The organism is Actinospineispora eucalypti (genome assembly GCF_039543365.1).
GTDB classification, from domain to species: Bacteria; Actinomycetota; Actinomycetes; order Mycobacteriales; family Pseudonocardiaceae; genus Pseudonocardia; species Pseudonocardia eucalypti.
Map to the genome: position 1 here is coordinate 22,301 of NZ_BAABJP010000008.1, position 15,564 is coordinate 37,864.

Sequence of the window (15,564 nt, forward strand, 5' to 3'; positions counted from 1 at the left end):
TTCACCAGGAGGCGTCGGGCGTGGTGTGCTCCGGGACGAGGTCCAGGAAGGCGTGCGCGGCGCGGGAGAGGCGCCGGCCGTGCGCGCTGATCACCGACAGGGTCCAGTTCAGCTCGACGCCGGCGAGGGGGAGCGCGCGGACCGGCAGGTCGGTGTCGGCGGCGAACCCGTCCGGCAGCAACGCCACCCCCATGCCGTGCGCGACGTAGAGGGGAATGGCCGCCAGGTCCATCACCTCGACGGCGATCTCCCGGCGCAGCCCGTGGCCGGCGAAGGCGCGGTCGACCACCTCCCGCTGGGCGAACCCGATCGGCAGGTCCACGAACGGTTCGCCGGCCAGTGTGGCCAGGTCCACGTTCCGCCGCCGGGCCAGCGGGTGGGAGCCGGCGACGAACACGGCCAGCCGGAACGAGCGGATCGGGCGGACGTCCAGCTCGGGGTCGCCCTCCGCGTCGCCGACGATGGCGAGATCGAGGAACCCGGACTTGATCCGCTCGACGTGGCCGGCCGCCCCGCGCGGGGAGATCTCGATGCGGCACTTCACCGACGGATAGCGGCGGTGGAAGTCCCCGGCCAGCTCGGGCACGTTCACGGTGGTCAGGCTGCTCAGCGTGCCGACGGCGAGGCTGCCCCGCAGCCCGGCGCTCATCGGCTCCACGCTGGCCCTCGCCCGGTCGATCGCCTCGATCGCGGCCCGCGCCTCCGGCAGGAAGGTCGCCCCCGCCTCGGTGAGCGAGACCGAGCGGGTGGTGCGGGCCAGCAGGGAGGCGCCCAGCTCCTGTTCCAGGGCGCGGATGGTGGCCGACACCGTCGACTGCGTGGCGTACAGCCGCTGGGAGGCCCGGGTGAAGTTGAGCTCCTCGGCAACGGCGACGAAGTAGCGGAGCTTGCGGTCGTCCACCCGCGCAGTCTATTGAGCGGGTTCAGCGATGACGCATGCGGCTTTCATCGTTGGACTTGGATGACCCGGTACGGAATGTTGGTAGTTGCAGACGTCGATTGTTTCCAGCGGTACCCGCGCTTCGCTCCCCGAGGAGACGGCCCTTAATGCGCATCTTCCTGACCGGCGCCACCGGTTTCATCGGCTCGGCCGTGCTGCGCCGCCTGGTCGCGGGCGGGCACACGGTCACCGCACTGGTGCGTTCCGCGCAGCAGGCGGCGGACATCTGGGACACGGCGGTGACCCCGGTGATCGGCGACCTGGAGCAGCCGCAGCGGTTCGCCGCGCACATCGCCGACGCCGACGGGTTGATCCACGCCGGCTCGCCGGGGCACTACAGCCTCTCGCTGGTGGACGACGTGTTCGTCTCGACCGTGCTCATGGTGCTGGCCGGCAGCGGCAAGCCGTTCGTGACCACCAGCGGGGTGTGGCTGTACGGGGACGGCCGCGACCTGCGCGAGGACCAGCGGTACGCCCCGCCGACGCTGGTGTGCTGGCGCCCGGCGCTGGCCGAACGGGTGCGGCGCGCCGTCGGGGTGCGCGGCATCGTGATCGCCCCCGGGATCGTGCACGACCGGGGCCGGGGCATGCACACCCTGATCGCCGCCCAGCGGGTGGACCGGCGCGGCTCGGCCCTGCGGACCATCGGCAGCGGGGACCAGCACTGGACCTGCGTGGACCGCCGCGACCTCGCCGACCTCTACGTGCGGGCCTTCGAGAGCGCCCCGGCCGGGTCCACATTCATCGGGGCGGCCGGGGACAACCCGACGGTGCGGGAGATCACCGTCGCGCTCAGCCACAAGCTCGGCTTCGGCGGCCGGACCGTGACGGAGACCGACCAGGCGGCGATCACCCGGCTCGGCCACCTGGGCGAGGCGATGCTCCTCGACCAGCGGGCGTCGGGCGGGCACGCCCGCGCGGCCCTCGACTGGACGCCCGTGGGGCCGACGCTGCTCGAGGACATCGCCTCGGCCGGCGTGATGCTGGAGCGCCCGGCCACCGTCACCGCATAGATCGCGCCCGGACTACGCCCGCAGCTTCTCCAGTTCCTGGGTCACCAGTGCCACGACGCGGTCCGGCGGAAGTCGGGAGGGCTCGCTGACGGCGTGCAGCGCCAGGCCGTCGACCAGCGCGCACAGCAGGTCGCACTGGGCGGCGGGCTCGAAGTCGGCCCGGAACGCACCGCTGCGCTGGCCGGCGGCCAGCAGCGACTGCACGCCGTCCCGGAAGGCGCCGTAGCGCTGGCGGAACGCCTCCGCGAAGGCCGGCTCGGTCTCGGCGCTGGCCAGCACCTGCGCGTAGATGCGCGGAATGACCTGCTTGGCCCGGGTGGTGGGCAACGGGAGCACGCACATGCGGCGGAGCCCCTCGAACGCGTCATCCATGCGGGAGGCCTCCGCGAGCAGTTCCTCGAACGGGCCGAAGACCGCTTCGGCCGCCGCCACCAGCAGTTGTTCCTTGTCGCGGAAGTAGTGCATCACCACGCCCGTGGTGTAGCCGATCTCCCGCGCGATCGTGCGCAGCGAAGCGCCGGAGAGCCCGTCCCGGGCGATCACCCGCACCGTGGCATCGACGATCTCGCCCTGCCGGGCGGCCGGATCGGTCTTTCTCGCGGACATCCGACCACCCCGGGGTTGACGAGCGGGTTCCATGGGCCGTAGAACATAACATCTGTTAGGACATAACAGTCGTTATGCGGCTCACCCGGGAGGACCGTGCCATGCGTGTGACCGAGGAGATGAAGCGGAGCCTGGCCAGTGACGGCGCCATCGCCGTCCGGGGCCTGTTCACGGCCGAGCAGCTCGACCGGGTGCGCGAGTGTTTCGACTACGGGATCGAGCACCCCAGCCCGATGGCCAAGCGGGTCTATGCGGGCACCAGCGACGAGCACTTCAACGAGTACGGCAACCCGGAGAACGTCGACCGGTACCTCCCGATGATCAGGGAGCTCGGCCTGGACGATTTCGTGGCGTCGCTGTGGGACTCGGAGAACGTCTGGTTTCTCGGCGAGGAGCTGTTCATCAAGTCCGGCGGGAGGACGGGCCGGTCGCCCTGGCACCAGGACACCTCGTACCTGCCGGCGAACGGGCCGCACCTGCTCAACATCTGGATCAGCTTCGAGCGGCTGCCCCGGAAGAACGCGCTGGAGATCGTCCGGGGCTCGCACCTCGGCACCCAGTACGACGGCACCTCCTACACCGACCCGAAGGACGTCACGAAGCCGCTCTGGGGCGAGCCCAACTTTCCCCGGCTGCCGGACATCGAGGCGGAGCGCGCGGCGGACCCGGGCTCGTGGGACGTCGTCTCGTGGGACCTCGAGCCGGGTGACGCCCTGGTGTTCCACTCCGGAACCCTGCACGGCGGCGCCCCGGTGACGCCGGACTGCCCGGTGCGCCATACGCTGGTTCTGCGGTTCTTCGGTGACCGCCTGTTCTACCGGCCCTTCCCGACCTCGGCGCCGGACTTCCCGCACGACATCCGTGAGTTCGACGACCGGTCGCTGACCCCGGGCGCGCCGTACCGGTCCCCGTACTTCGCCCAGCTGCGCTGACCGGAGGAGTAGCCATGAAGGAAGTCATTCCGTCCTGGATGCAACCGATCTACGACGGCTTCCACTTCGCGCCGGCGGTGATCGACGGCGATTACCTGCGGTGCTCGGGGATGATCGGGCTGCGCCCCGACCTGAGCGTTCCGGAGGACCCGAAGGAGCAGTTCACCCTGGCGTTCGAGAACCTGCGCGGGCTGCTGACGGAGGCGGGTCTCACCTTCGCCGACGTGGTCGAGATGAGCAGCTACCACGTGGGCCTGCGGGCGCACATGCAGGCGTTCGGCGAGGTCAAGGACGGGTTCATGTCCGCGCCGCACGCGGCGTGGACCGCCGTCGGGGTCTCCGAGCTGGCCGTTCCGGGCGCCTTGGTCGAGATCCAGGTGACGGCCCGGGTCCCCCGGTAGCGCGGGTCAGGCGACCGAACGGTCCAGGGCGTCCAGCAACCAGGTGTGCGTGACGCCCATCGGTGCGGGTTCGCCGGTGATCTCCCCGGCCAGCGACCAGTACCGGCGCATCCGGGGATGCCGGTCGGCGGCGGTCCGCCGGTTCAACGCGCGGCGGAACCGCGGGGAGTCGGCGGTGCCGAGCGCCGTGGCGTGCGCCCCGACGAACCCGTCCAGCGCCGGTCCCGGTGCGGGGGGCGCTCCGGCCGCGACCTGGGGGAATGCCAGCTCGCAGGCCGCGCCGACGGCGGCGTGCAGGCCGCCCAGGTCGGAGATCCGCTCGTGGTTCACCAGCGTGCTGGCCCGCAGCTGGGCGGACAGTGCGCGATCGGCGGCGAGCAGCACCAGCTCGGCGTACGCGACGACCTGGGCCGGGGTCGGCCGCTCCGGCGGCCGTGGTGCGCTGATGTCGAGAAACATCCGCACGGTGTCCGGCGGGATCGGTGCGGCGGTCATCGGCCGCCAGAGGCGGACCAGGGTGGCCTGGGCCGCGAACCCGTCCTGCACCCAGGAGAGCAGCTCCAGCCGGGCGGCCCGCTCGGCCGGCGGCGCCTCCTCGACCGCGCGCAGGGCCGAGTGCCGCCAGGCCAGCGTGGCCATCTCCCGGTCCAGCGCGGCCCGCTCCGCGCTCACCGCCTCGGCCAGTGAACACCGGCCGGCGAGCACATCGGTGATCGAGCGGAGGCCCAGCCCGAGCCCGCGCAGCCGCCGCACCAGGTTCAGCCGGTCCACCGTGGCCGCGTCGAACCGGCGGTGCCCGCCGGCGCTGCGCACCGGTTCCAACAGGCCCTCGTCGCAGTAGAAGCGGATCGTCCGGACGGGCACGCCGGTCCGCCGCGCCAGGTCGCCGATCGCGAGTGTGTCTCCGGTCACCGTCGGTTGAACCTCCAGCCGGGTGGAGCTCCTACGGTACGGCCCATGGATGTCGCACGACTTGTGGACGGGCTGCACCAGAGCACCGCCGGGTTCGCCGAGGCGGTGGCCGGTGCCGACCCGGACGCCCGGGTGCCCACGTGCCCGGAATGGCCGCTGCGCGTGCTGGCCGGGCACATCGGCCAGGCGCACCGATGGGCGGCGGGCATCGTCCGGTCCGGGCCGTCCCCGGTGCCGGACCCGTTCGACGCCGACCCCGGCCGGCCGGGGGAGTGGCCCGACTGGCTGCACCGGGGCGCCGAGGAACTAGCCGAGGCGGTGCTGGCCGCCGGCGAGCGGCCGGTGTGGACGTTCTTCGGCGACCGGCCGGCGTCGTTCTGGCTGCGCCGGATGCTGCACGACACCACCGTGCACCGGGCGGACGCGGCGATCGCCACCGGCGCCGCGTTCCGGGTGGCGCCGGACCTCGCGGCCGACGCGATCAGCGAGTGGCTGGAGATCCTCGCCGACCCGGCCACCCCGACGCTCAAACCGGCCCTCGCCGAGCTGCGCGGTACCGGCCAGACCCTCCAGCTCCGCCCCGAGGCCGGCCCGGGCTGGCTGATCACCCGCACGCCCGGCGGGGTGCGGTGGGCACGCGCCGCGGACACCGCCGACGTGACGTTGGCGGGCCCCGTCGAGGACCTGCTGCTGGTGTTCACCCGGCGGCTGCCGCTCGGGCGGGTGACCGTCACCGGCGACCGGGCACTGGCCGAGCACTGGCTCGCCCACACCGCGGCTTGAGAGATACGCGTCCCCGGGCCGGACGGACCGGTCACGTTCCGGCCCACCGGTAACGGCGCTCCGGGCGGCCGGTGCCGCCGTAGCGCAGGCGGACCGTCACCGTGCCGCCGGCCACGAAGTGCTCCAGGTAGCGCCGGGCGCTGACCCGGGACAGCCGCGCGAGCTCCGCGCACTCGGCGGCGGAGAGGTCGCCGTCGTGCTCGCGCAGCACCTGTGCGACCAGCTCGGCGGTGGGCCGGGTCAGGCCCTTGGGCATCGGTCCGTCCCGGCCGCCGAAGATCCGGTCGATCGCGTTCTGGGTGAGCTCGCCGCCGCCGGCCCGGTCCAGGCCGGCGAGCTGCCCGCGCAGCTGCCGCACCCGGTCCACCTGGGCCCGCAGCGCCCGTGACTCGAAGGGCTTGACCAGGTAGTGCGTCGCCCCGCCGTGCAGGGCGGCGGCCACGGTGGCCGCGTCGTCGGCGGCGGTGATCAGCAGGACGAACGGGTCGGCCGGCTCGCCGGTGCGCAGCCGGCGCAGCACGTCCAGCCCGGACATGTCCGGCAGGTACACGTCCAGCAGGACCAGGTCGGGCCGCAGTTCGGCGGCGAGCGTGATCGCGTCCGCCCCGGTGTGCGCCACCCCGACCACCTCGCAGTCCGGGATCCCCCGGACGTAGCCGCTGTGCACCTTGGCCACCATGAAGTCGTCGTCGACCACCAGTACCCGCATCACTCGGCCACCACCCCGGCCACCGGCAGCTCGGCGGCGAACACGGCGCCGCCCCCGTCGCGCGCCGTGAGCAGCAGCGATCCACCCCGGCGCAGGCACACCTGCCGGGACAGGGCCAGCCCGAGCCCTCGCCCGTGCGCCCCGTTGGAGCCGGCCTTGGTGCTGAACCCGCGCTCGAACACCGCGTCCGCCAGCTCCACCGGCACACCCGGCCCGGAGTCCGCGACCGTCACCGCGACCACCTCCCGTCCGCCCTCGCCCCGCACACCCAGGGCCACCTCCACCCAGTGCGGCCCGGGCGGGCCGACCACGGCGTCCAGGGCGTTGTCCACCAGGTTGCCCAGCACGGTCACCAGGTCGGTGGACAGCGCCGGGTCGGCGGCCCGGGCCGGCAGTTCAGAACCGGCGGCCAGGCGCAGCTCCACGCCGCGCTCCGCCGCCAGCGAGGCCTTGGCCACCAGCAGCGCGGCGCAGGCCGCGTCCCGCACCTTGGACGTGACCTCCACCCGCCATTCGTCCGATGCGCTCACCAGGCCGGCGACGAACCGCCGCACCTCGTCGTACTCGCCCAGCTCGGTCAGCCCGGCAATGGTGTGCAGCCGGTTGGTGAACTCGTGGGCCTGCGCGCGCAAGGTGTCGGTCAGGTGCCGCGACGCGTCCAGCCGGTGTTCCAGGTTGGCCAGTTCGGTGCGGTCGCGCAGGGTCACCACCACGCCCACCGGCTCGCCGTCGGTGCCGACCGGCATCCGGTTGAGCACCAGCAGCCGGGAGCCGCGGGCGACCACCTGGTCCTCGCCCTCGACCTGCCCGGTCAGCACGTCGCGCAGTGGTCCGTCCAGCCCGAGCGCGTCGACCGGCATCCCGGGCCGAGCGTCCGGCACGTCCAGCAGCTCGCGGGCCACCTGGTTGAGCAGGGTGATCCGGTGTTCGGCGTCCATGCCGACCACCCCCTCCTTCACCCCGAGCAGCATCGCCTCCCGCCGGTGCACCAGCTCCACGATCTCCGCCGGCTCCAGCCCGAGCGTCTGCCGGCGCACCCTCCGGGCCAGCAGCAGCGAGCCGACCACCCCGATCACCAGCGCCGCGGCCAGCAGCGCGGCGGTCTGGCCCGGCGCGTTGGCGATCCCGGTGAGCAGCGACGGCGCCCGCACCCGGGCGGCGACCACCCCTGTCACCACGCCCCGGTCGCCCATCACCGGGACCTCGGCAACCACGGTCCGCCAGTCCGGGTGGTAGACCGCCGAGTGGCCGTCCAGCGCGGTCCCGAGGAGCAACCCGTCCGGCCCGAGCGGCGCGGCCACCTGGTCCGGGTCGGGGGAGGCGCGCACGGTTCGCCCGGCGTCCACGATGACAATCTCGTCGGCGCCGGACAGGTTTCGCGCGGTGGTGGCGAACACCGGGAGCGGGCCGAAGCGGCGGTCGGCCAACGCCTGGCGCACCCCCTGGGACGCGGCGACGTCCTCGGCGACGGTGAGCATCCGCCGCCCCTGGGTGTCGCGGAACGCCGCGTTCGACTGGACCACGGCCAGCCCGGCGACGGCGACCAGCAGCACGGCCACGATGCCCAGTTGCCAGGTGAGGAACTGGCGGGCCAGTGTGCGTCGCGTCACGACCGGGAGCGTAACCGCGCATCACCACCGGGAGCCCGTGACCGAAAAGACCACAACGACCATTGCGGCGAAAAGCAGACGGCGCGGTCGCCGCTGGGCACACTCCTTCGCAACCAGCACGCTCATCGGGGAGTGGATGCCCATGCGGAACCGGACCTTACTCGTCGTCGCGGCCGCGATAGCCGCGCTGCTCCTGGTCCCGCCGCTGGTCGGCGGCCTGACCGGGGGACAGGAAGGCGGCCAGCTGCGCGGGCTGCGCCTGCTGGTGCCCAACGCCCCCGGCGGTGGCTACGACATCACCGCCCGGACAGCGGCCAAGGCCATGGAGCGCAGCGGCGTGGCCGGTGTAGTCGAGGTGTTCAACCTGCCCGGAGCGGGCGGCACGGTCGGGCTGGGCCGCACGGTCAACGAGAGCGGCAACGACCGCCTGGTCATGTCCATGGGGCTCGGCGTGGTCGGCGCGGTGTACACCAACTCGGCGCCCGCCACGCTGGCCGACACCACGCCGATCGCCCGGCTCACCCAGGAGACCGAGATCATCGTGGTGGACAAGGACTCCCCGTACCGGTCCATCGGCGAACTGATGGCGGCCTGGAAGGCCAACCCCGGCGGCCTGCCGGTGGGCGGCGGCTCCGCGCCGGGCGGCCCGGACCACCTGGCGCCGATGCTCACCGCGAAGGCGATCGGCCTGGCCCCGCGCCAGGTCAACTACATCCCCTACGACGGCGGCGGCGAGCTGCTCGCGGCGGTGCTCGGCAACAAGATCGCGTTCGGGGTCTCCGGCCTCTCCGAGTTCGCCGACCAGGCCGAGGCCGGCGAGCTGCGGGTGCTCGCGGTGACCGCGCCGGAACGGATTCCCGGGTTCGACGCGCCCACGCTGCGCGAGTCCGGGGTGGACGTGTCGTTCACCAACTGGCGGGGCATGGTCGCGCCGCCCGGGCTGTCCGGTGAGGGCGCCGGCGAGCTGCAGGCCGCATTCCGCCGCCTGCACGACAGCCCGGAGTGGAAGGACGCGCTGGCCCGCAACAGCTGGCAGGACGCCTACCTCCCGGCGGAGGAGTTCCGCGCCTTCCTGGCGGCGGAGAACGAACGGGTGGCCGGCGTGCTGCGCGAGTTGGGACTGGCGTCATGAGCGCACCGGAGACGACCAGGGCGCCGGAGCGGCGGTCCTGGCTGCGCGAGCACTCCGAGCTGGGGATCTCGCTGTTGCTGCTGGTCACGGGTGTCCTGGTGTTGACCGACACCGCGTTGGAGACCCGAGGGGGCGGAGGAGGCGCGGACCCGCTGGGTCCGCACGCCGTCCCGCTGGTCGTCGGCATCGGGCTGCTGGTGCTGGCCGCGGTTCTCACCGTGGACGTGCTGCGCGGCGGGCACGGCGAGGCGGAGCTGGGTGAGGACATCGACCTGTCCACCCCGCCGGACGTGCGCACCCTGGGCATGCTGGCCGGGGTCCTGGTGGCCACCGCCGCGCTGATCCCGATCGTGGGCTGGCCCCTCGCCGGCTTCGTGCTGTTCTGGGGCACCAGCTACGCGCTGGGCTCGCGCCACCCCCGCCGCGACCCGCTGATCGCGGCCGGAGTGTCGCTGACCACCTGGATCGTGTTCGACGCGCTGCTCGGGGTGGAGCTGCCGGGCGGGCCGCTGATGGGGGTTTTCGGATGAACTCGATCAACCTGTTGATGGAGGGTTTCGGGCACGCACTAAGCCCGCAGAACCTGCTGTTCGCGGCGATCGGCGTGCTGCTGGGCACCGCGATCGGCGTGCTGCCCGGGATCGGCCCGGCGATGGCGGTGGCCCTGCTGCTGCCGGTGACCTACGCGTTCGACCCGACCGGGGCGTTCATCCTGTTCGCCGGCATCTACTTCGGCGCGATGTTCGGCGGCTCGACGACCTCGATCCTGCTCAACACGCCGGGGGAGAGCGCGGCGGTGGTCACGGCGATCGAGGGCAACCCGATGGCCCGGTCGGGGCGGGGCGCGCAGGCCCTGGGCGCCGCCGCGATCGGGCACTTCGTGGGCGGCATGGTCGGCACCACACTGCTGGTGCTGCTGGCCCCGCTGGTGGCCTCGGTCGCCGTGGATCTCGGGGCACCCGACTACTTCGCGGTGATGGTGCTGGCCTTCGCGGCGGTGACCACGGTGCTGGGCAGCTCCCGGGTGCGCGGGTTCGCCGCGCTGGGCATCGGGCTGGCCATCGGCCTGGTCGGGCTGGACCCGTTGACCGGCGCGCAACGGCTCACCTTCGGGGTGCCGCAGCTGGCCGACGGCATCGACGTGGTGATCGTCGCGGTCGGCCTGTTCGCGGTCGGCGAGGCGCTCTGGGTGGCGGCGCACCTGCGCCGGCGCCCGGCCGAGATCATCCCGGTGGGCAACGCCTGGCTGGGCGGTGACGACGTGCGCCGCACCTGGCGGCCCTGGCTGCGCGGCTCGGTGATCGGCTTCCCGTTCGGCGCCATTCCGGCCGGCGGGGCGGAGATCCCCACGTTTCTTTCCTACGTCACCGAGCGGCGGTTGTCCGGGCGGCGCTCGGCCGGCCGGTCCGAGTTCGGCTCCGGCGCCATCGAGGGCGTGGCCGGGCCGGAGGCGGCGGCCAGTGCGTCGTCGGCCGGCACGCTCACCACGATGCTCACCCTGGGACTGCCCACCACGGCGATCGCGGCGGTGATGCTGGCCGCGTTCCAGCAGTTCGGCATCCAGCCCGGTCCGCTGCTGTTCCAGCGGGAGTCCACCCTGGTGTGGACGCTGATCGCCAGCCTGTTCATCGGCCTGGTGCTGCTGCTGGTGCTGAACCTGCCGCTGGCCCCGGTGTGGGCGAAGCTGCTGCGCATTCCCCGCCCGTACCTGTACGCCGGCATCCTGTTCTTCGCCTGCGTCGGGGCGTACGCGGTCAGCGGACAGCCGGTGGACCTGCTGGTGCTACTGGCCATCGGGGCCGTCGGGTTCCTGATGCGGCGCTACGGGCTGCCCGTGCTGCCGACCATCCTCGGGGTGATCCTGGGACCGGATGCGGAGCTGCAACTGCGCCGGGCACTGCAGATCGCCGACGGCGACCCGACCACGCTGGTCTCCACCCCGCTGTCCGTGGTGGTGTACGTGGTGATCGTGCTGATCCTCGCGGTGCCACTGCTGCGGCGGGTGTTCAACCGGGAGAAGGTGCCGGCCGGCGGTTCATGACCGGGCCCGTATCGCCCGGGAGACGGCCCGGCTGACCGCGACCACGGCCGGCCGGGCCGTCGCCGGGTCGAAGGTGCCGGTCGGCGCGAGCACCGACAGCGCCGCAACCACCGAACCGTCCGGCCCGGTCACCGGCGCGGCGACCGAGGACATCGGTTCGGGCAGTTCCCGGGTGTTCGTGGCGGTGCCCTCGCGGCGGATGGCCGCGATGCGCCGGCGCAGCTCGTCCGGCCCGACCCGTGGTGCCCCGGGCTCGATGGTGAGCGGGCCTTCCAGCACCCGCTCGCGCACGTCCAGCGGCGCGAAGGCCAGCAGGATGAGGCCGACGCCCGTCGAGTGCAGCGGCAGCCGGCCGCCGACGTGATAGGCGGCCCGCCCCGCGCGGTGCGCGGACAGCCGCTCCACCAGCACCGCCTCCGCGCCGTCCCGCACGGCCAGGAGCACGTGTTGGCCGGTGGCGTGGTGCAGGTCCTCCAGGAACGGCATCGCGGCCGCCCGCAGCCCGTGACCCCTCGGCGCCAACGAGGCCACCTCCAGCAGCCGCAGGCCGATTACGAACTGGCCGCCGTCGGTCCGTTCCAGCGCGCCCCAGTCGAGCAGGTGACGGGCCAGCCGCAGCGCGGTGCTCTTGGACAACCGCGCCCGCGCGGCCAGCGAGGTCAGGGACAGCGCCTCCTGAGGCTCCTGGAATGCGTCCAGAAGCCGCAGCGCCCGGGCGATCACCGGCTCGCCCTGCGCGGGTCGGCGCCCGCGCGGCGGCCCGGACCGATGAGCCGCCATCGTTCTCCCTGACCTGTGCCGACCAATGAAACCGCCGTGTACGGGCCCGGCCATCCTCGCGCACTCTGCGGCGACGTGGGGTCCCACTCACTCCCCACCCCGAGCCAAGGAGATCGACATGGTCGTCGAAACCCGGAGGCGGGGCGGCCCGGTGCTGCTCCTCGGCGTGCTGCTGTTGATGGTCGACGGGTACGACCTGTTCGTGCTCGGCACCGTCGGCCCGGCGTTGCTGCGGTACGCCCCGTGGGGCGTGACGCCGGCCGTGTTGGGCCTGCTCGGCGGGGTGACCGCGTTCGGTGCGGCGGTGGGCGCGGTGGTCGCCGGCTGGGCCGGGGACGTGCTGGGCCGCCGGCTCCCGCTGGCGGTGAGCCTGGTCTGGGTGGCCGGCTGGATGGCCCTGTCCGCCGTCGTCCCCACGGTGGAGCTGTTCGCCGTCACCCGCTTCTTCACCGGTACCGGGCTGGGCGCGCTCATCCCGCTGGTCGTCGCGGTGGTCACCGAGGCCGCGCCGGTGGCCCGGCGCAGCCTGTTCGTCGGCGCCGCGATGGCCGGCGTGGCGGTCGGCGGCCTGGCGTCGGCGTTCGCCGGGCGGATCCTGCTCGGGCAGGTGTCGTTCCGGATGCTGTTCCTCATCGGTGCGTTGGCGCTGGTCCTGCTCCCGGCCGTGTGGTGGCTGGTGCCGGCGGGCATCCCCGCCGCGCAACCGCCGGACGCGCCGGGCCGTGCGGGCGTCCTGCTGAACGCCGGCCACCGGCGGGCCACCCTGCTCTTCTGGGCCAGCACCTTCCTCGGCCTGGTCGTGGTCTACGGCGCCAGCACCTGGCTGCCGGCCCTCATGGTCTCGGCGGGGTACGACCAGGGCTCGGCCCTGGAGTTCCTGATCGCGTTCAACCTGGGGGCGATCGTCGGCACCCTGGCCGTGACGGCGCTGGCCGACCGGGTTCGCATCAAGGCCGTGACCATTGCCTGCGCGCTGGTCGCCTCGGGGGCCATGCTGGTGCTGTCCACCCCACAGGCCCGCTGGTTGCTCCTGGTCATGGCGGCCGCGGCCGGCCTCGGTGCGCTGGGCACGCAGAACCTGGTCAACGCCTACGTGTCCCGCTACCACGAGCCCCGCGTGCGTGGCACCGCGCTCGGCCTGTGCCTCGGCGTCGGGCGGCTCGGCGCCATCGCCGGCCCGGTCTATCTCTCGCTGGTGACCGTGCTGTCCGCGTCACCGAAGGCGGGCTTCTACGCCTTCGTCGTGCCGGCGGTCCTGGAGGCCGCGCTGATCGCGGCGATCCCGCGCCGCCGGCCCTCGGTGGCGCCGGCCGCCACGAGGGTGGCGGCGTGACTGACCCCGAGGTCACCGAGACCGATGTGATCGTGGTGGGTGGCGGGCCGGCCGGCCTCACCCTGGCCCACGAGCTCGGCGCCCGGGGGATAGGCGTCGTGCTCGTCGAACCCCTCCGCGAACCGGACACCTCGTCGCCGAGGTGCAAGCAGGTGAACCCCCGCTCGATGGAGCACTTCCGGCGGCTCGGCCTGGCCGGCGCGGTCCGGGCCCACGCGCCGCTGCCCGGCGGCTGGTCGGACCGCACCGTGTTCTGCACCAGCCTCGCCGGCCCCCGGGTGGCCCGGTTCGACGGGGTGTTCGCGCTGGCCGACCTGCCCCGGGCCGAGCTGCCCGAGCCCGGGCAGTGGACCGCCCAGTACCGGCTCGAGGACGCGCTGCGGGCCGAGCTTCCCCGGCGGGCGTCGGTCACCGCGCTCTGGGGTAGCCGGGTCGTCGACGTGCACCAGACCGGGACCGGTGTGACGGCCACGGTCGACGACGGAGAGAGCGCGCCGATACCGGTGCGGGGGCGCTACCTCGCCGCAGCCGACGGCGGCCGGGGGATCGTGCGCAAGCGGCTGGGCATCCCGATGCGTGGGGACAGCCACGGGATCCGCAACCTGCAGGTCACCTTCTCCGCCCCGGGCCTGGCCGAGCGGCACTGCCACGGCCCGGCCGTCCAGTACTGGGTGCTGGGCTCCGGGGTCGGCGGGCTGCTCGGCCGGCTGGACCCGGCCGACCGGTGGTGGGCGATCATCATCAACGCCCCGGCGGACGCCCCGACCGCCTGGGTGGAGTCGGCCCTGCAGACCATGATCGGCGCCGACCTGCCAATCCGGGTGACGTCCCGGGACCCGTGGACCGCCCGCATGCTGGTCGCCGAGCGCTACCGGGAGGGCCGCTGCTTCCTGCTCGGCGACGCGGCCCACCTCAATCCGCCCTGGGGCGGGTTCGGGGCGAACACCGGCATCGGTGACGCGGTCGACCTCGGCTGGAAGCTCGCCGCCGTCCTGAACGGGTGGGCCGGCGCGGCAATGCTGGACTCGTACCAGGCCGAACGGCGCCCGATCGCCGAAAGGGCCATCGCCGAGGCCCGGGCCAACATGGCCGTGCTGACCCCCGAGCTCAGCCGTCCCGGCCTCGCCGATGCCGACGCGGCCGGAGAGCTCGCCCGCGCCGAGGCCGCCGAGGCGGTCCGCCGGGCCAAGACGGCCGAGTTCTACACCCTCGGCTTCGTGCTGGGCACCGGCTGCCCCGGGTCACCGGTGGTCGTCGCCGACGGCCGCCCGGCGCCGGCATCCAGCACGTCGGTCTACCGGCCTTCGGCTGCGCCGGGGATGCGCCTGCCCCACCTGTGGCTGGACGGCCGCACGTCGCTCTACGACGAGCTCGGCCCCGGCCTGACCCTGCTCGAGGTGGGCGCCGCCCCCGTGCCGAGCGGCTGGACCGAGGCCGCCCAGGCGCGCGGAGTCCCGTGGCGGACCGTCACCCTGCACCGCCCCGACGCGCGGGAGTTGTTCGGCGCCCGCTACGTCCTGGTCCGCCCGGACCACCTCGTGGCCTGGCGCGGAGATAACCTTCCACCCGACCCCGGATCGCTGTTCGACCACGTCCTCGGAGTGTGCATGACCAACGAGCCAACGCCGTTCGAGGTCCACGAGTCGGGGGCCTTGTTCCACGGCACGAAGGCCGACCTGAAGGTGGGGGACCTGCTCGAGCCCGGCCGCCGCTCGAACTACGAGGACGGGAGGACCGCCAACCACGTCTACGTGTCCGCCACCCTCGACGCGGCGACCTGGGGAGCGGAGCTCGCGCTGGGTGAGGGCCGGGGGCGGATCTACATCGTCGAGCCGACCGGCGCCCTGGAGGACGATCCCAACGTGACCGACCGGAAGTTCCCGGGCAACCCGACCAGGTCCTATCGGACCCGGGAGCCCGTGCGCATCGTCGGAGAGCTGGCCGACTGGGTCGGACACTCGCCCGAGAAGCTCAAGGCCATGCGTGACCACCTCGACGAGCTGAAGCGCACGGGCACCGCCGACATCGACGACTGACGATGCCCGCGCCCCTAGCCGGCGGCTTTCTTCGCGGCGATGCGGGCGCGGACCTCGGGGCGGCGCAGGGGCGGCAGGGTGGTCGGCGGCTGGCGGCGTTCGGGCAGCTCGGAGAGCACCCGGGCGGTCACCGCCGCGATCTCGGCGACGGCCGCCTCGAACGGGGCCCGGGTCGCGTCGGTGAGCGTCTGCACACCGCTGACCTTGCGCACGTACTGGCGCGCGGCCGCCTCGATCTCCTCGGTGGTCGCCGACGGCTCCAGGCCGCGCAGCGTAGTGATGTTCCGGCACATGCCCTCAGGCTAATTCGACTGCGGCCCGCCGGGCACGGCTGGC

General features: G+C 73.7%; 16 protein-coding genes and 1 pseudogene. 10 read left to right on the plus strand and 7 right to left on the minus strand.

What is annotated here, in order from left to right; all coding sequences use genetic code 11:
- Position 1: 1 nt before the first annotated feature.
- A complete protein-coding gene (locus ABEB12_RS11050) occupies positions 2 to 901 on the minus strand; it encodes a LysR substrate-binding domain-containing protein (protein ID WP_185062005.1) in 900 nt (299 codons plus the stop codon).
- Between the two features lie 146 nt (positions 902 to 1,047).
- Between ABEB12_RS11050 and ABEB12_RS11055 the strand changes: the two genes are divergently transcribed.
- Complete coding sequence (locus tag ABEB12_RS11055; RefSeq protein WP_185062004.1) at positions 1,048 to 1,953, plus strand: NAD(P)H-binding protein; 906 nt, start codon at positions 1,048 to 1,050, stop codon at positions 1,951 to 1,953.
- Between the two features lie 12 nt (positions 1,954 to 1,965).
- Here ABEB12_RS11055 and ABEB12_RS11060 read toward each other — a convergent pair whose 3' ends face one another.
- Complete coding sequence (locus ABEB12_RS11060) at positions 1,966 to 2,559, minus strand: TetR family transcriptional regulator C-terminal domain-containing protein (protein ID WP_185062003.1); 594 nt, start codon at positions 2,557 to 2,559, stop codon at positions 1,966 to 1,968.
- A 101-nt stretch (positions 2,560 to 2,660) separates the two neighbouring features.
- Here ABEB12_RS11060 and ABEB12_RS11065 point away from each other — a divergent pair, with 101 nt between their 5' ends.
- Together ABEB12_RS11065 and ABEB12_RS11070 are read left to right on the plus strand one after the other, a co-directional pair.
- On the plus strand, positions 2,661 to 3,491 hold the full coding sequence (locus tag ABEB12_RS11065) for a phytanoyl-CoA dioxygenase family protein (protein WP_185062002.1): 831 nt from the start codon (positions 2,661 to 2,663) through the stop codon (positions 3,489 to 3,491).
- A 14-nt stretch (positions 3,492 to 3,505) separates the two neighbouring features.
- Positions 3,506 to 3,892, plus strand: coding sequence for a Rid family hydrolase (locus ABEB12_RS11070; protein WP_185062001.1), 387 nt, complete (start codon positions 3,506 to 3,508; stop codon positions 3,890 to 3,892).
- Between the two features lie 6 nt (positions 3,893 to 3,898).
- Here ABEB12_RS11070 and ABEB12_RS11075 read toward each other — a convergent pair whose 3' ends face one another.
- Positions 3,899 to 4,804 (minus strand): MerR family transcriptional regulator, encoded by a 906-nt coding sequence (locus ABEB12_RS11075; protein WP_185062000.1) that lies wholly within the window; start codon positions 4,802 to 4,804, stop codon positions 3,899 to 3,901.
- 45 nt (positions 4,805 to 4,849) lie between these two features.
- Between ABEB12_RS11075 and ABEB12_RS11080 the strand changes: the two genes are divergently transcribed.
- On the plus strand, positions 4,850 to 5,587 hold the full coding sequence (locus ABEB12_RS11080; RefSeq protein ID WP_185061999.1) for a maleylpyruvate isomerase family mycothiol-dependent enzyme: 738 nt from the start codon (positions 4,850 to 4,852) through the stop codon (positions 5,585 to 5,587).
- Positions 5,588 to 5,618: 31 nt separating this feature from the next.
- Here ABEB12_RS11080 and ABEB12_RS11085 read toward each other — a convergent pair whose 3' ends face one another.
- On the minus strand, positions 5,619 to 6,299 hold the full coding sequence (locus ABEB12_RS11085; RefSeq protein WP_345702742.1) for a response regulator: 681 nt from the start codon (positions 6,297 to 6,299) through the stop codon (positions 5,619 to 5,621).
- Entirely contained in the window at positions 6,296 to 7,906 is a 1,611-nt protein-coding gene (locus tag ABEB12_RS11090; RefSeq protein WP_185061998.1) for an ATP-binding protein, read from the minus strand. The genes ABEB12_RS11085 and ABEB12_RS11090 overlap by 4 nt, the downstream gene beginning before the upstream one ends.
- A 142-nt stretch (positions 7,907 to 8,048) precedes the next feature.
- Between ABEB12_RS11090 and ABEB12_RS11095 the strand changes: the two genes are divergently transcribed.
- Genes ABEB12_RS11095 through ABEB12_RS11105 form a run of 3 tightly spaced genes read left to right on the plus strand, consistent with a single transcriptional unit; the run spans position 8,049 to position 11,079 of the window.
- Positions 8,049 to 9,038, plus strand: a complete 990-nt coding sequence (locus ABEB12_RS11095; RefSeq protein ID WP_185061997.1) for a tripartite tricarboxylate transporter substrate-binding protein — start codon at positions 8,049 to 8,051, stop codon at positions 9,036 to 9,038.
- Entirely contained in the window at positions 9,035 to 9,568 is a 534-nt protein-coding gene (locus tag ABEB12_RS11100) for a tripartite tricarboxylate transporter TctB family protein (protein WP_185061996.1), read from the plus strand. The genes ABEB12_RS11095 and ABEB12_RS11100 overlap by 4 nt, the downstream gene beginning before the upstream one ends.
- On the plus strand, positions 9,565 to 11,079 hold the full coding sequence (locus ABEB12_RS11105) for a tripartite tricarboxylate transporter permease (RefSeq protein WP_185061995.1): 1,515 nt from the start codon (positions 9,565 to 9,567) through the stop codon (positions 11,077 to 11,079). Before ABEB12_RS11100 ends, ABEB12_RS11105 begins: the two co-directional genes overlap by 4 nt.
- On the opposite strand, the gene ABEB12_RS11110 is transcribed toward ABEB12_RS11105, so the two are convergent.
- The gene (locus tag ABEB12_RS11110) at positions 11,074 to 11,859 is read right to left on the minus strand and encodes an IclR family transcriptional regulator domain-containing protein (protein WP_185061994.1); all 786 of its coding nucleotides are present in this window, start codon (positions 11,857 to 11,859) and stop codon (positions 11,074 to 11,076) included. The genes ABEB12_RS11105 and ABEB12_RS11110 overlap by 6 nt on opposite strands.
- A gap of 118 nt (positions 11,860 to 11,977) precedes the next feature.
- Between ABEB12_RS11110 and ABEB12_RS11115 the strand changes: the two genes are divergently transcribed.
- From ABEB12_RS11115 to arr, 3 genes and pseudogenes are all read left to right on the plus strand, one after another.
- The gene (locus tag ABEB12_RS11115) at positions 11,978 to 13,192 is read left to right on the plus strand and encodes an MFS transporter (RefSeq protein WP_185061993.1); all 1,215 of its coding nucleotides are present in this window, start codon (positions 11,978 to 11,980) and stop codon (positions 13,190 to 13,192) included.
- Positions 13,189 to 14,793: pseudogene (locus ABEB12_RS11120) on the plus strand (FAD-dependent monooxygenase); the annotation flags it as partial. The gene ABEB12_RS11115 and the pseudogene ABEB12_RS11120, both read left to right, overlap by 4 nt.
- Before the next feature lie 6 nt (positions 14,794 to 14,799).
- Positions 14,800 to 15,228, plus strand: coding sequence for an NAD(+)--rifampin ADP-ribosyltransferase (gene arr, locus ABEB12_RS11125; protein WP_221498302.1), 429 nt, complete (start codon positions 14,800 to 14,802; stop codon positions 15,226 to 15,228).
- A gap of 14 nt (positions 15,229 to 15,242) precedes the next feature.
- Here arr and ABEB12_RS11130 read toward each other — a convergent pair whose 3' ends face one another.
- Positions 15,243 to 15,521, minus strand: coding sequence for a DUF2277 family protein (locus ABEB12_RS11130; RefSeq protein ID WP_185061991.1), 279 nt, complete (start codon positions 15,519 to 15,521; stop codon positions 15,243 to 15,245).
- Between the last annotated feature and the right edge of the window lie 43 nt (positions 15,522 to 15,564).

Bases quoted from the DNA above. Each gene is read 5' to 3' on its own strand.
- ABEB12_RS11055 (WP_185062004.1), top strand. From the start codon at position 1,048: ATGCGCATCTTCCTGACCGGCGCCACCGGTTTCATCGGCTCGGCCGTG.
- ABEB12_RS11060 (WP_185062003.1), bottom strand. From the start codon at position 2,559: ATGTCCGCGAGAAAGACCGATCCGGCCGCCCGGCAGGGCGAGATCGTC.
- ABEB12_RS11065 (WP_185062002.1), top strand. From the start codon at position 2,661: ATGCGTGTGACCGAGGAGATGAAGCGGAGCCTGGCCAGTGACGGCGCC.
- ABEB12_RS11070 (WP_185062001.1), top strand. From the start codon at position 3,506: ATGAAGGAAGTCATTCCGTCCTGGATGCAACCGATCTACGACGGCTTC.
- ABEB12_RS11080 (WP_185061999.1), top strand. From the start codon at position 4,850: ATGGATGTCGCACGACTTGTGGACGGGCTGCACCAGAGCACCGCCGGG.
- ABEB12_RS11095 (WP_185061997.1), top strand. From the start codon at position 8,049: ATGCGGAACCGGACCTTACTCGTCGTCGCGGCCGCGATAGCCGCGCTG.
- ABEB12_RS11100 (WP_185061996.1), top strand. From the start codon at position 9,035: ATGAGCGCACCGGAGACGACCAGGGCGCCGGAGCGGCGGTCCTGGCTG.
- ABEB12_RS11105 (WP_185061995.1), top strand. From the start codon at position 9,565: ATGAACTCGATCAACCTGTTGATGGAGGGTTTCGGGCACGCACTAAGC.
- ABEB12_RS11110 (WP_185061994.1), bottom strand. From the start codon at position 11,859: ATGGCGGCTCATCGGTCCGGGCCGCCGCGCGGGCGCCGACCCGCGCAG.
- ABEB12_RS11115 (WP_185061993.1), top strand. From the start codon at position 11,978: ATGGTCGTCGAAACCCGGAGGCGGGGCGGCCCGGTGCTGCTCCTCGGC.
- arr (WP_221498302.1), top strand. From the start codon at position 14,800: ATGACCAACGAGCCAACGCCGTTCGAGGTCCACGAGTCGGGGGCCTTG.
- ABEB12_RS11130 (WP_185061991.1), bottom strand. From the start codon at position 15,521: ATGTGCCGGAACATCACTACGCTGCGCGGCCTGGAGCCGTCGGCGACC.